Source organism: Clostridioides sp. ES-S-0054-01 (genome assembly GCA_021561035.1).
Classification (GTDB): domain Bacteria; phylum Bacillota; class Clostridia; order Peptostreptococcales; family Peptostreptococcaceae; genus Clostridioides.
Window position 1 is genome coordinate 3155795 of sequence record CP067346.1, and the last position, 14932, is coordinate 3170726.

Below are 14932 nucleotides of genomic sequence, written 5' to 3' on the forward strand. Positions count from 1 at the left end.
TTTCTTATCGACTTATATTCATATTCTAACTTCATTGTTTGGTTAATATATGACCTAATTTTAAGCGTTATCAATATTTAAATAATCAAGTATTCTTCTTGTTTCTAGCAATTTCTGTTCTGCCTCATTTAAATTTTCTTGAATTATAGAAATATATATTATGTCTATCAATGTAAGCATTGCTATTCTCGAAGAAATAGCACCCTCTCTAAGTCTTTTTTCTATATTTGGAACTACTAACTTTAAGTCACTAATCTTACTAAGATGATTATCACTATATTTAGTTATACAAATGACCTTGCATCCTTTTAATTTTGCATTTTCTATAGACTTTATTACTTCTTTTGATTCTCCAGAATAAGATATTGCTATAGCTATATCTTCTTTCTCTACATTGGAAGATACCATAAGTTGTGTATGACTATCTAAAGAGGTAAATGCTTGTTTATTTATTCTTAAAAGTTTCATCTGCAAATCTAGTGCTACTAAAGCCGAACCACCAACTCCAAATATGTATATATTTTTAGCCTTTATTATCTGTTCAACTGCTTCTTTTATTATATCTTTTTCATTTAGTAACCTTGTTTGGTTAATAGTCTCTATATTTTTATTCGTAATTTTATTTATAACACTATCTATATTACAATCATAATTTTCATCTACATATGTGTAATCATTTTCTTTTCCTATTAAATCTTTAGCTATTTCAATCTTTAAATCTCCAAAACCCGAATATCCCATTTTTCTAGAAAATCTAACAATACTTGCTGTACTTGTTTTTGAATTTGATGCTAACTCTGATACAGAAAGTTTACTAATAGTTTCTGTATTATCCAGTATATAATCAGCTATTTTTTTATCTACTTCTGTTAAGTCTTCATATATTTGTTTTAATTTTAGAATGCAACTCATAATTCACCGCCTTACCTATCTACCATAGTATTTCTTTTTTGCAAGTAAACATGCCCCTAAGTCTGGAGTTAACACTGGTCTCACTATCTCAAATCTCGTTTTATCTAAATAATTTTTAAGTGGTTCTAATATTAAATCTCCTGAATTAAATACTCCACCTGAGTATGATACTCTTATCTTTGTATCTTTTTCAAAGTAATGCTCTAATCCTATTACAAGCCTACTTAGTTCATAAGCTGCATCATCAAATATTTTACTAGCAGTATCATCACCTTCAATAACTGCTTTTAAACATATGGTAGCAAACTTTGCTATTTCTATTCTATCTCCTTGTATTTCATCATTTACATATTTTATTATGTCATAATCATTCTCTATATCAAGATGTATTTTTATTAAATCATATAATTTTGTTTTTTGACATCTTCCATCAGACTGCATTGTAAACATTTTTAGAGTAGTCATTCCTATATAATACGCAGACCCTTCATCTCCTAATACATAGCCCCATCCTCCACACCTGTGAAGATTCCCATCTTTATCTAAAGCCTGTGCTATTGAACCAGTACCTGCAATTATATTTATACCTTTTTCTCCATTTAAAGAACCTGCTAAAGCTATTTCTACATCATTGCCCAGAGTATAATTTATATGGCTATATGCATTTTTTGTTGCTAATTCTAATGCATATAATACTTCCTTTATTTTCCCATATCCAGCAAGACCAACAAATGCATACTTTATTTCTTCTATATTTATCTTAGCATCTTTGCAAACTTCTTCCAACCCAGTTATTAATAATTTTGTTAGATTCTCAAATCCTATTTGATTATAATGACAAGTTCCTTTAAGTATACTCCCCACTATTTTTAAATTTTCATCTGTTAATGTAAATCTTGTTTTAGTTCCTCCACCATCTATACCTAAAAAATACATATTTCACTCCTCTAATGTCTGATAAATATTCACATACTTAAAAATAAACTTCCAATACTTTGATTTTAATATTGAAAGATTATTAGTATATTAATTTTAAAATATATCTATAGATTTTAAAGCTTCACTTATATAACCTTTGTGCATATCAAGAATTTTCTTTGCACTATCCATATCTAGACCACTTTTTATCATAAATATAGCTAATTTGACACTATTACCAGCCTCTCCTAAAAACCTTTCAGCTACACTATATTCTACATTTGTAGCTATCATTATTATCCTTTTTGCTCTTTCAACTAACTTTTCATTTGACGTTTTGACATCTACCATTAAATTTGAATACACTTTACCCATTTTAACCATAGAAGCTGTTGTCAACATATTACAAACCATTTTTTGAGCTGTTCCACTTTTCATTCTAGTTGAACCCATGATTACTTCTGCTCCTACGATAATACTTATTGGTAAATCAGCTTTTTTACTCATCTCACTATTTGGATTCATAGTTATTGATAATACTGCACATCCCAATTCCCTAGCATATTCCATAGCTCCTATTACATAAGGTGTTCTTCCTGATGCAGCTATACCACATATAACATCTTTAGAGGTAACTCCTCTATCTATTATATCCTGCTTTCCTAGTTCTTTATCATCTTCAGCACCTTCTACTGCTTTAAATATTGCTTGGTTTCCACCAGCTATTATAGCTTGAACAAGCTCAAAATCAACTCCGTAAGTTGGGGGACATTCTGTGGCATCTAGTATTCCTATTCTCCCACTAGTACCTGCTCCTATATAGAATAATCTACCACCTTGCTTCATTCTATCCACTATTATATTAACAGCTTTTGCGATACTTTCTTTTTGTTTTTCAACAGCATAAGCTACAGTTTTATCTTCGTTATTTATTAATTCTATTATACCTAATGTATCTTCTTTATCTATTTGTAATGTATTCTTATTTCTACCTTCTGTAACTAAATTTTCTAAAGTTTTTATTAACATACCATTTCCTCATTTTCTAAATATTAAATTTTTAAACACAATTTAATTCTAACCTTGATAATTATATCCCCATAATAAATCATTTTGTTGAAGGCTTAAAATTAAACTTTTGCCATGGTTTAATATAATCCAATATAAATAATTCTTCTTTCCTTATACATCCTACTACATTCGATTTACCACTGTTTTTCATATCAGCCAAAGCTATTTGTAACTCTCCTGCATAGTGTCCATATTCACTACTTTCAATTACTATATCTCCTCTTTTTATCATTTTAGGAGCATTAAATAGTTCAAATTTGTATCCTTTATATTTAACACGAGATTGAGTAGACCTTATCAGATTGTCAGATATGTCCCCTCTATTAAAATGTATTTCTTCAAATAGTATCTTCTTCTCAACTTCTCGTATATTTTCCTCTATTGCTACATCAAATGTAACCATATCTTTTCTCATAGAACCTAATACCTTAAGCTCCTCATATGTTGGATAACAATTTGATATTATTATATCATTTATATTATTCATAGCTATTATATGCTTTACTTGAATATCTATAGGTAGATTTCTGTGCATCTCAATTGTTGGAAGCCCATCAGTTACAGGCCATGGTCCAAATGTGGTTTCATTTTGACTTGTTACAAAAACTGCTGTTCTTAATCCATACTTATTAAATCTTTCTGTACATTTTATAAAGTGTTCTAAATTTAATCCACTATATCTATGTGGATAAAAGTTATGACACCCTATCAAATTTTCTTTGTTAGGTTGATAGTCCATTATTGTGTCTATATAATGAGTATTGTTGCTCATATTTATTTCTATTTTTATATTTTGAGGGTTAAAAGTCATTAATGCCTCTTCGGAACCTGTAAATCCCATGTCAAGTCTTATTCCATCTGCCTTCGTCTCTTCAAAAAAAGTTAAATCTTTATAGCTTATTTTTAATTCTCCAAAAACCCTTGGATTTACATCAAGTATCACTTCAAAGCCTTTCAATCTAGCATATTCATTTATATTTTTAAATTTTTTGATTATATTCTCTTTAGTATCTTCAACAGATAATAAACATGAAAATATACGTGTAAATCCATTTTCAGCTGCTTTATCTATATAATCATATATTTCCTTATCTGTTGTCTTTTCTGGATAAATTGATATTCCTAACCTTCCCATTTCTGTCTCTCCTTGTATTCTGTTATATATTTAAATTTATTTCAAGTTATTTGAAATTTTTTCCACCACTTGATGAAATAAAATTTCATGTATATTTATAAAAAAAGAAAAGGTAAACTTTTCTTTTTTTATAAATAATCAACAAAGTATCTTTTCGATTTATTTCAAAATTGTTATACTTTAAAATTTATTTTAATTTAATATAGTTTAAAATTAACTAATAAACTTCTTGCTCCCCTGTTTTTTCTTCTTGAAGTAACCTATTATCATACATCTTTACAAATGGATAGTAGATTACTATTGATATAACTATACATATTAAGTTAAGAACTGAAGCTCTCCAATCCCCACCAGTGGCTAAGTATGCTCCTACCGGTCCAGGTAACGTCCAAGGAGCAGTAACTACTACTCTAGATACTAAATTAGCACTCATTGCAAACCATGAAATTGTTCCCATTACTATTGGAGCTACAACAAATGGTATTATTAATATTGGATTTAATACTATTGGAGCTCCAAATATTATTGGTTCATTTATGTTGAATATTGCTGGTATTACAGTTGCTTTTCCTAAAGATTTTCCATAAGCTGATTTTGCTCTAAACGCAAGAAGTAAAGCCAAGCCTATTGTAGCTCCAGAACCTCCAACCCATATAAACCATTGAAAAAACGGCTCAGCAGCAATTCCTGGAACTGCTTGACCTGCAGCATATGAAGCTGTATTAGCATCTAATAATTGTATCCATAAAGGTCTTGCTAATGAACCGATTATTGATACACCATGTATTCCAAATGACCAAAAAAACGTTATTAAAAATATTAGTACAATTACTGATGGTAATGTGTCAGTAGCTGAAACTAATGGAGTTACTAATTTAGCTATGAATCCGTGCCAATCAAATCCTAAGAAATAAGTAATAATAGCCATTAATATTATTATTAATGCAGCTGGTGTTAAAGCTTCAAAAGACCTTGTAACTGATGCTGGAACTGCATCTGGCATAGTTATCTTAAACTTAGATTTGTCAGTAAATCTATAAATCTCAACACCTATTATAGATGCTACAATAGCAACAAACATTGAGCCTCCGCCAAGGTTAGCCATTGGCATTTGCCATCCTTGAGGTATGGAATTATACCAAGCTAAAAGTTCTGGACTCTTTTCAACTATCTTCAATAAATCAGGTGCAAGCCCATCTATTGCAGTAGGAACTATTGTCAAAAGGAATGTGGCTGTAGCTAATAAACCTCCTGTCAATCCATCTAACTTATATGACTTTGCTAAACTATAACCTATGCCAAATGTAGAATATACCGATATAATAAAAAAAGTCATTCTGTATGGTAGTAATATTGTAACTGCATTTGCCTTTAGATACTGAGTCACTCCCCATGAATCTGGTAACGGAGGAAATGCTAATATCAAGAAAAATGAACCAACTATTATAAGTGGTAATGAAGCTACTATTCCATCTCTTACAGCCCTTAAATGACGTTGCTCTGCCAACCTGGCCATAGATGTTGACAATTTAGTGTCTAAAAATTCTGTAAATTTATCTAGCATCTTTTTTCTCCCCATCTGATATTTATTTTTTAATCCCAAATAATTAGAACCTTGCCTTTCATCCCCAAATCTAAAGAAGGAGGCTTTTCGGCAATTTATTGTAAAATTTTTCTTTCAATAACTGCAATAATATTCTATATATTATTTGCCAACAGCTCTTGAACTTGTTTTAATAACTTTGCCCCTCCTAGTGGACTATAAGCTTGTGCTTGTATCAATGCACATGGAACACCAATCTCATCAGCAAAACCTTTTAAGTAATCAAATCTATGTCTTACTTGCGGAGCTACCATAGCAACATCCCATCCATTTTTAATTTCATCCTCAAACTCCTGAGTCCCAATAGCTGATACATCTATCTCTATGCCATTTTTTGCACCTTCTTTTTGTAGTGCATTAACTGCTATAGAACTTGACATCCCCGCTGAACAAACAAATAATACTCTCATCTTTATTCCCTCCTGTTTTTGTATTTCTTTTTATTCATTATAACATGTATTTTAATTTGCAGGAATACATTTTCACATATTTTTTCATAATTTTCAAATCTAAATGTAATTTTTTTTCAAACATATTTTCTATACTCCCTTTTTAAACTAAATATTAAGTAATCTTTTAAATATGTATTCCTTTATATATCCAGAAATAGCCTATTATTGCAAACGATAATGCAAATAAAATATACATTCTAAAAAATCCCAAAGAAAATCCTCTCTTGCTTTCAATAAAGTATCTAGTATACGCAACTGCAAAAGAAGTAATTATTGTATTTCCTATAACAACTCCAATTTTATAATTTATTCCAAACATTGATAAGAGAAATGGAAAAGCTATAGTACCTATTAGTGCTGAAGCCATTAATATTAGCCCACTTTTAAAACTTATGGTTGGAATATTGTAATCCGTTTTTGTCTTTTTTTCTGTGTATTTTTTAGTATTTAAGTTCTCTTGCCTGTTTTTATTGTTTTTATAATTGTTATTTTGCTTGTTTTTCTTTTTTTTATTATTCTTAGACATACCTATTTACCTCCAAAAGGATTTGGTGTTATATTACCTAAAATAACTTTATTTTTTGCTCCTGTAGCGGATACTACATTAGAGAATGAATTATTTAATGTTTCATTTCCTAAGATTATAAATGCTAAAGCTTCCTTTGCATCAGAAGAATATCCATAATCATCTTGAGTCAAAACCTCAATTTCTGGTAACAAGCCTTTTATATACCCCATCAAGGTTGCATTATGAGCTCCTCCCCCTCCAATTAATAAAGTATCTATATTAACCTTTGGAATCACAAAGTTTTTGTAATTATCATAGATAGTTCTTGCTGTAAACATAGTTACTGTTGCTATTAAATCATGTTTATCTATATAGTTGTATTTGTTAAGCATTTTATCTAAATATGTTTGTCCAAATACTTCTCTTCCAGTACTTTTTGGTGGTGATTGGCTAATATATTTATGGCTCATCAAATCTTTCAACATTTCTTCATTAATTTTACCTTTTGATGCAAAGTATCCATCTTTATCGTATTTTTTGTCAAACAATCTTTGACAAACCCCGTCTATTATCATATTACCTGGACCTGTATCAAAGGCAAATACATCATCTATATTACATGTATTGGGTATTACAGTGACATTTCCTATTCCACCAATATTTTGAAGAGCTATATTTTTATTCTTATCACTATATAATAAAAATTCACTATATGGAACTAACGGAGCCCCTTCTCCACCTGCAGCTATATCCATAGTTCTAAAATTAGATATTACTTTTGTCTTTGTTTCATGAGCTATAACTGCTGGCTCGCCTATTTGAAGTGTTGAAGATATAAAGTTATTATAACTTCTAGGTATATGAAATATAGTTTGACCATGAGATGCAATAAAATCCAAGTTTTCTACATCAAAATTTGCTTTATGACATACTGCTTTTACAGCTTCACTAAATAAATATCCAAGCTTGAAATTTAAGCTACAAATTAAATCAACACTTGATTTATCTTCTATACAGCAATTTCTTATTTCCTCTTTTATGTCTTTAGGAATTTCTAGAGTTATAAATTCAATTTGCTTAATTTTGGTATTTAATCCACTTCCACTAATTTCAGCTAATACTGCATCAATACCATCCAAAGAAGTTCCTGACATCAAACCTACACTATACATAATTATCATCCCTTAAATTTATAATATTTTGTACTAAAAATACCTTGTACATTATTGCACAAGGCATATATTTTCAATATATCAAATTACTTAGCATCTATTTTTTTGTGTAATTTTATTATATGTTCGACTAAGCTTCTAGCTTCCATAGCTGTCATTAGATGGTCTTGTACATGTACAAATAATACAGACAATTCTGTTTTTTCTCCTCCTGCTTCAGCTTGGATTATTCTAGTTTGAACTTTATGAGCCTTATGTAATGCATCATCAGCTTCATTTTAACTACACCAATTCACTTTCATAAAATGCATTTAAATTAATTTTATTATGTTTTTTGTCTTAGCTAAATATTACCTTAAAATATTTTCAGTGTCAATGTAATTTAGTGTAATTTTTTTTCATAACAAATTATATCTATATTTTGCTTTTCTTCTTTTGAGGTTTAATTATATATAGATATTGTAATTATATATGTTTAATACTACTATTTGATTGAATCTTATTATCAAATATGTCTCCTCATCTATACCATCTAAACTAATGTCTATTTAATCTATACTTAAAATCATCAAAACCTAACTCTTTAAATTATTAATATCACAACATATTTTATATAAATTTATTAATCAAACAACAAGGAGACTCTTATTGTAAGAATCTACCTTGTCTTTTACTACTCTATCAACTAATTTTTATATACTACACTCTTAAACTTATTAACAGATACTGCTCCATATATTATGAAAATTATCAAACATATAACTAAACTTAGTATATATATACCAAATAAATTTGCCATCAATAAATCTCCTGCTAATCTCAATGCAAAATAACTAGATATTGTTGCACTTAACATTGGTAAAGTATAAAATATAGCTACTTCTTTAAGTATAGCTCTATTTATCTCTTTTTCTGTAGTGCCTATTTTTAATAAAATCTTGTATTTGTCTTTATCTTCATATGCATCATTATATATTTTCATATATATTATACTTCCAGCTACAATTGCAAATACTAAGAATAAAAACACAAGCACTACATATGCAAATTTCATCCATTGACCCTCATTTAGACCTTTATATCCATTCATAATATATCCATTTTTTAAACTTAAATTCTTTTCAATATTGCTGAACATTACTTGGCTATCTTCTTCTTGAGACACCTTTGCTCCATAAAAATATACTTGTTGACCCTTATCTCTTAATTTGAAATATGCATTGTCATTTACTACTATAATACTTTTATTAAATCCTGTACCTAATACTGGAACTTTTACTCCTCCCTTTGAAATACTATATAACTGTCCATCAAGTTTTATATTAGCTTCTTTTGTAGCCATTGATACTATCGTTTGAGGACTCTTTAACTCTATTACACTATTTCCTCTAACTAATTTCTCACTATACTCCTTTAATTCTTCACCATTACCATTTACTTTAAGAATATTACAAAAATCACTATATTTCATTATAGCATCTGTTGTATCATAAGTTTCTTTACTATCTGTTTTTTCTAAAACTGTTAGTTCTGGATTTACTGAATATTTTATCTTATTAGTATCTTTTATTATATTCTCTATTTGTTTTTTATTCACTTCGTCTTTATTCATTGAAACTATGCTAACAGTGTATATATTTCTCTGCTCTTTTGCATTCTTATATACATAATTCATTGCAACTGAAGCACCAAGAGTGGATATTGTAGTAGTTATAATTATTGCTATTATAGCATAAGTTTTATAATTTTTATTTAACCTATAATTTATATTGTTTATTGCAATTATATTATTTCCATTGAATAATATTTTTTTATTTTTTATTATAATATCAAATATAACAGGCACAACTGATTTAAATAGACCATAAGTACCTATTATTATTATACCTATAATAGGTATTACACTAGTTATATTTCCAGTTCTTATATTAGTAGAAAGATAATAACCATATCCTATTACTATAATCGATATCATAGCTAATATATATATACCTATTCCTATCTTTGGTATTTTTTCTTGCTTTTTAGATGTATTAATTAAATTTATTACACTACTTCTACATATTGTTATAAAGCCTTTTATAGCCATTATTATAAATATAGAAATAAATATTAAAGTTGCATACAGTATAGCTTCTATGCTAAGCCCATTAGATACCTTTATATCAAATCCAGATAACTTTATTATCACTACTTGAAAAAATCTGGATGTTATTATTCCTATAATTATTCCTGTTATACAAGAACTTATTCCTATAAGCATATTTTCTACAAAATATATTTTTCCTATAGTATATAAATCCAAACCCATAAAGGACAATATTCCAATTTCTTTAGACCTATTCTTAAAAAATATATTTGTTGCATACCATATAAAGAAAAATAAAAATACTGATAGTATCATTATCACAGCCACTAACACTGATAGCGTAAATCTTTTATTTTCTCCTTGTAATACATTTATAGCATCACCATATCTTAATAACTCAAAATTAATTAACACAACTACTGAAAAAACCATAGATATAAAAAATGCTAGATACGTTCTTATGTTACTCTTAAAATTATTATAAGCAATCCCAAGTATACTCACTTACATCTCACCTCCCATAGAGGCTAGCATATCCATAATTTTCCCATAAAATTCTTTTCTACTACTTCCTTTGTTTAATTTACACTTTATATTTCCATCATTTATCATATACACTTCATTTGAATAACTTGCAGTTAATGGGTCATGTGTAATCATTATAATAGTAGAGTTGTTTTCTCTGTTTATTCTTTCTAATGATTCTAGAAGTTCATACGCTGATTTAGAGTCCAAAGCACCTGTTGGTTCATCAGCAAATATGACTGCTGGATTTGTAATTAATGACCTAGCTGCTGCACCTCTCTGTTTTTGTCCTCCTGATAGTTGATAAGGATATTTATCTAAATGATTTTCTAATCCAAATTTTTTGGCTATAGAAAATACCTTAGATTCTATTTCTTTACTTTTCTTTTTTCCTAGTGCTAGAGGAAGTGCTATATTATCCATTAGTTTCATGTTATCTAATAGATTATAGTCTTGAAATATAAATCCTATTTTTTCTCTTCTTAATTTCGAAAGTTCATTATTTTTCACTTTCGATATGTTGATTCCATCTAGTATTATTTCTCCTGAAGTTTGTTTGTCAAGCGTAGACATCAGATTGAGTAATGTTGTTTTACCTGCACCAGATGGACCCATTATCGATATAAAATCACCTTCATTGACTGTAAGAGATATATTTTTTAATACATTTGTTCTAAATCCTTTTATTCCATAATCTTTTGATATATTTTTTATTTTTAATATTTCTTTCGTAATAATAGCCTCCAGTTGCTAATTTTTTAATATATATTTATTTTAAAGGTTTTATGTAAATAAATCCTTAAGTAAATATTACATTTTAACTGCTAGCATTACACTTTTGTAACATAGATAAAAGACTATCATAATCATAATGGGAATGTCTTAAAATAAAAATTTTATTCATCTTTATTTGTAGAAAAAATAAAAGAGGTTCGTAAGAACCCCCTAATATATGCGATAATTGTTCTGTGAAAAACCAAAAACCACACCTTAACTATATCAGATACAGGTGTTATAAACAAATGGTATTTCTCTTAGACATTGAAACATTTATAATTTTTCACTTTAAAAGTTTCTTTTTTAAACATACTATCAAGCCATAAGCTAAGAATCCAAAAAGGCTTAATACCATTAATGTATAATTATAACCAATATTAATACTCAAGAATCCAGCAATAGTTGGAATAATTAGAGATGAGCCACCCATAAATATACTTAAAGCTATTAACTGGCTACTACTTCTAAGTTTTTTAGGTGAAACTTCAAATATTAATGTTTTTGACGTAATTAAAATTAAAGGAGTAGAAAACACTTGAAAAACACATAGTACAATAATTATATTCGAATCACTTGCTAAAGCAAACAATAAAAACTGAACTGTTATCATAATAGCACTTAATTTTAATAAGCTTAAGCTACTATATTTCCTTAATAAATAAGAGCCAGCCAAATATGTTGGTATCTCCAATAATGACTGTAAAGACCACTTTAAAGATATTTGAGAATTTGTAGCATTTAAAGATATCATTTTATCTATTACAGTACAGTTATTTGCTACCACCATTGAGTATAGCAGAAATAAAATACATACCAGTAAAATATATTGCTTATCTTTTAATAATTCAATAATATCTTTATTAGTTACACTTATTTTCTTGTTAATCTTTTCAATATCAGGTAATAATAATATATTTATAATAAGTAATACTACAATGAAACCAATAGCTACAGATAATCCAAAATATGAGAACTTAAGAATCAAGTAAGATGCTACCATACTTCCAATAGCCCATCCAATTGACCCAAAAGTCTTAATGAATGACAAATAATTATTAAGCCTATCTCCACAACCTATTATCCAAGTATCGTATAAACTACAGCAAGTATTTAATAATCCTCCTGATAAAGCAACAAGTAACAAATATATTATAAAAGTTGCAGATTCAGTAGAAAACATAATAACTGATGCAATTCCATAAACTGATAGACTAATTAAAACAATTTTTTTCATTGTTTGATACTTATCAGCCAATACTCCAAACAATAATTGAAATAATATATTGGTTATTGCATAACTCGATAATATAATTCCTCTTTCAAATGCTGAGTAACCTAATTTTGATAAAAAAGGTGTGAATTTTGTAGATGCAAAGGCAAAAATAATATATGAGAGAAAATAGAATATGATAAATCTAAATTTAATCGCTTTATTAATCATAATTAATCAAAGCTGATAACTTTAATACCACTACTTCCCTCATGATTTAAGTTTGAAAGATGATATTTTACCTTATTAGGATTTTCTATAATGACTAAAGGAATATATAAAGTATTTTCAAGTAACTTGTTATCGATTTCTACTAATTTTTCACCCATATTAACTTCTTGACCTTGTTTAATTTCTAGTTTAAATTTTTCTGTTTTTATCGTTGCACTATCTAATCCAATATGAATAAGAATTTGAACATCATTTTTCAATTTAATTCCTATAGCATGGTTAGTTTGAGCAATAAAATTTATTATTCCTCTAGTGGGTGATTTAAGAACATTATCCTTTGCTATCATAGCAAATCCATCCCCCATTACCTTAGTTGAAAATACTTTATCAGGAATTTCTTCAAGATTAATTATTTTTCCATCAATATAGGAATTAATTGTAATTGCTTCTTTTTTTCTTTTAAAGAACATTATAAACACTCCTCTACATAATTAACTTTATTCTGATTATCATTACAAATAACGATATTGAACATACTGCAACTGAGGAAAAAAGAGCTTTATAGCTCTTTCCCCATTGTAGTTCTTTAATACTGCTTATGATTTGTTTAATTCCAACAAATTTATAAACATAGGTAAACATGATAACAATAGTTATTGTGTAAATTTGGAATACCTGCCCTAATAAGACTAAATAGAAAGCAATCATGTTTTCTTTTATATCTTTATTCTTTTTTATATTATAAATAACATATGCACTGTATACTGCACTAAAGTTAGAGACTAAATTTAAACTTGCATTAACATCATTATTTAAAAGTTGTGAAAATGAAACATTTGTAAATAATGATGTCAATTCTAAATACACTATATATAGAACAGGCAATATTAGAAAATAACCCATTATCACTGAAAGAAATATATTTTCATCTTTTAATACTACTGTGATATTTTTTATTTTATTTGTTATCATGTTTTTATTCTCCTTATTTAAAAGTTGGCCAGAAATCCTTATTAGCCACAATCATTTCATCTAAGATTTCTTTTGCTACTTTTGCACTTGGAACAGTTTTACTCATAGTAAATGACTGCCATAATTTTTGATAGCTTTTATCTATCCATGCTTCTACAGCTAATTTTTCAGAAGCAACTTGTTGTTCCATTAAACCTTTTTGGAAAGTCGGTATTTTACCTATAGACATAGGTTCAACCATATTTTTTCCAACAAGACAAGGAATTTCAACCATTGCATCATCTGCAAAATTTTCAATAGCCCCATTATTAGGAACAATCAGTAAAAATCTTTCCTGAGTATTAAATGCTAATGCACAAGCTAATTCAACAATAAATTGAGAATGTTCATTTGCATCAAACCATGTATCTCTTGCTGTACCATTTTTTACAATTCTTTCACATTCTTCGAATGTATCTTTTTCTCTTCTATCCATAATTTCATTTGCTCTTGTATAATTTGGATTAGCATGTTTAACAGTTTCATCAGCCATTAAATAATATTTTAAATAAGTATTGGGTAATGTAGTTGGTTCTATTTCCAATAAGTTCTTTGCCGCTCTCATAGTTTCTAACCAACTAGATTCTTTGTGTTGACCTTGAGGCGTAAATTCCTCATATCCCTTTTTAGCACAATATTCTTTTAATTTAGGCATTAAATCATTTCCTTCTTTATCTTTAATGCTTGTCCACCACCCAAAATGATTTAATCCATAGTATCTAACATCAAAATCTTTACGAGAATTTAAACCTAAAATTCTAGCAAATATTTCCTCTAAACATACTGGCATATCACAAATATTAATAATTCTTGAATTTGGTCTTAATACACGACATGCTTCTGCAACTATAGCTGCTGGATTTGAATAATTAAGCATCCAAGCATTTGGAGAATATTTTTCCATATAATCAATCATTTCGATTACTGGTCCTATTGTTCTTAATCCATAAGCAATTCCACCTGCTCCACAAGTTTCTTGACCAACAACCCCATATTTTAGTGGAATTTTTTCATCTTGTTCACGTAAAGCATATAAACCAACACGAATTTGTGCCATTACAAAATCAATATCAGTAAATGCTTCTTTTGGGTCTGTTGTATAACTAAACTTAACTTCTGGATTTTTCTCTCTAACAATTATTGCACATGCTTCAGCAACTTTTCTCTGTCTCTCATCGTTATTATCATATAATTTAATTGATTCAATAGGAAATTTATCAATACTTTCAATTAGCATTGTTACAATTCCAGCAGTATAAGTACTTCCCCCTCCAGCAATTAGTATTCTTTGTCTTTTTCTTTCCATCTTTATATCTCC

The 14932-nt window shown here is 28.2% G+C and carries 15 protein-coding genes; all 15 read right to left on the reverse strand.

The window, feature by feature from the left end:
- Positions 1–60: 60 nt before the first annotated feature.
- A complete protein-coding gene (locus tag JJC02_14575; protein ID UDN54108.1) occupies positions 61–912 on the reverse strand; it encodes a MurR/RpiR family transcriptional regulator in 852 nt (283 codons plus the stop codon).
- Positions 913–927: 15 nt separating this feature from the next.
- Complete coding sequence (locus JJC02_14580) at positions 928–1848, reverse strand: acyl-CoA reductase (GenBank protein ID UDN54109.1); 921 nt, start codon at positions 1846–1848, stop codon at positions 928–930.
- A gap of 96 nt (positions 1849–1944) precedes the next feature.
- Positions 1945–2859, reverse strand: coding sequence for an N-acetylmuramic acid 6-phosphate etherase (gene murQ / locus JJC02_14585; GenBank protein ID UDN54110.1), 915 nt, complete (start codon positions 2857–2859; stop codon positions 1945–1947).
- Positions 2860–2938: 79 nt separating this feature from the next.
- Complete coding sequence (locus JJC02_14590; protein UDN54111.1) at positions 2939–4036, reverse strand: DUF871 domain-containing protein; 1098 nt, start codon at positions 4034–4036, stop codon at positions 2939–2941.
- A 217-nt stretch (positions 4037–4253) separates the two neighbouring features.
- Complete coding sequence (locus JJC02_14595) at positions 4254–5600, reverse strand: PTS sugar transporter subunit IIC (protein ID UDN54112.1); 1347 nt, start codon at positions 5598–5600, stop codon at positions 4254–4256.
- 134 nt (positions 5601–5734) lie between these two features.
- Entirely contained in the window at positions 5735–6049 is a 315-nt protein-coding gene (locus JJC02_14600) for a PTS sugar transporter subunit IIB (protein ID UDN54113.1), read from the reverse strand.
- Positions 6050–6215: 166 nt separating this feature from the next.
- Complete coding sequence (locus JJC02_14605) at positions 6216–6617, reverse strand: hypothetical protein (GenBank protein UDN54114.1); 402 nt, start codon at positions 6615–6617, stop codon at positions 6216–6218.
- 2 nt (positions 6618–6619) lie between these two features.
- Complete coding sequence (locus JJC02_14610) at positions 6620–7780, reverse strand: anhydro-N-acetylmuramic acid kinase (GenBank protein ID UDN54115.1); 1161 nt, start codon at positions 7778–7780, stop codon at positions 6620–6622.
- 77 nt (positions 7781–7857) lie between these two features.
- Complete coding sequence (locus tag JJC02_14615; GenBank protein ID UDN56430.1) at positions 7858–8001, reverse strand: PTS lactose/cellobiose transporter subunit IIA; 144 nt, start codon at positions 7999–8001, stop codon at positions 7858–7860.
- A 455-nt stretch (positions 8002–8456) separates the two neighbouring features.
- Positions 8457–10364, reverse strand: a complete 1908-nt coding sequence (locus tag JJC02_14620; protein ID UDN54116.1) for an ABC transporter permease — start codon at positions 10362–10364, stop codon at positions 8457–8459.
- On the reverse strand, positions 10365–11120 hold the full coding sequence (locus tag JJC02_14625) for an ABC transporter ATP-binding protein (protein ID UDN56431.1): 756 nt from the start codon (positions 11118–11120) through the stop codon (positions 10365–10367).
- 325 nt (positions 11121–11445) lie between these two features.
- Complete coding sequence (locus JJC02_14630) at positions 11446–12603, reverse strand: MFS transporter (protein UDN54117.1); 1158 nt, start codon at positions 12601–12603, stop codon at positions 11446–11448.
- Between the two features lie 2 nt (positions 12604–12605).
- Entirely contained in the window at positions 12606–13073 is a 468-nt protein-coding gene (locus JJC02_14635) for a PTS glucose transporter subunit IIA (GenBank protein ID UDN54118.1), read from the reverse strand.
- A gap of 13 nt (positions 13074–13086) precedes the next feature.
- Entirely contained in the window at positions 13087–13575 is a 489-nt protein-coding gene (locus JJC02_14640) for a hypothetical protein (protein ID UDN54119.1), read from the reverse strand.
- Positions 13576–13588: 13 nt separating this feature from the next.
- Positions 13589–14920: a 6-phospho-alpha-glucosidase gene (locus JJC02_14645; GenBank protein UDN54120.1), complete on the reverse strand. Its 1332-nt coding sequence runs from the start codon at positions 14918–14920 to the stop codon at positions 13589–13591.
- Positions 14921–14932: the final 12 nt, after the last annotated feature.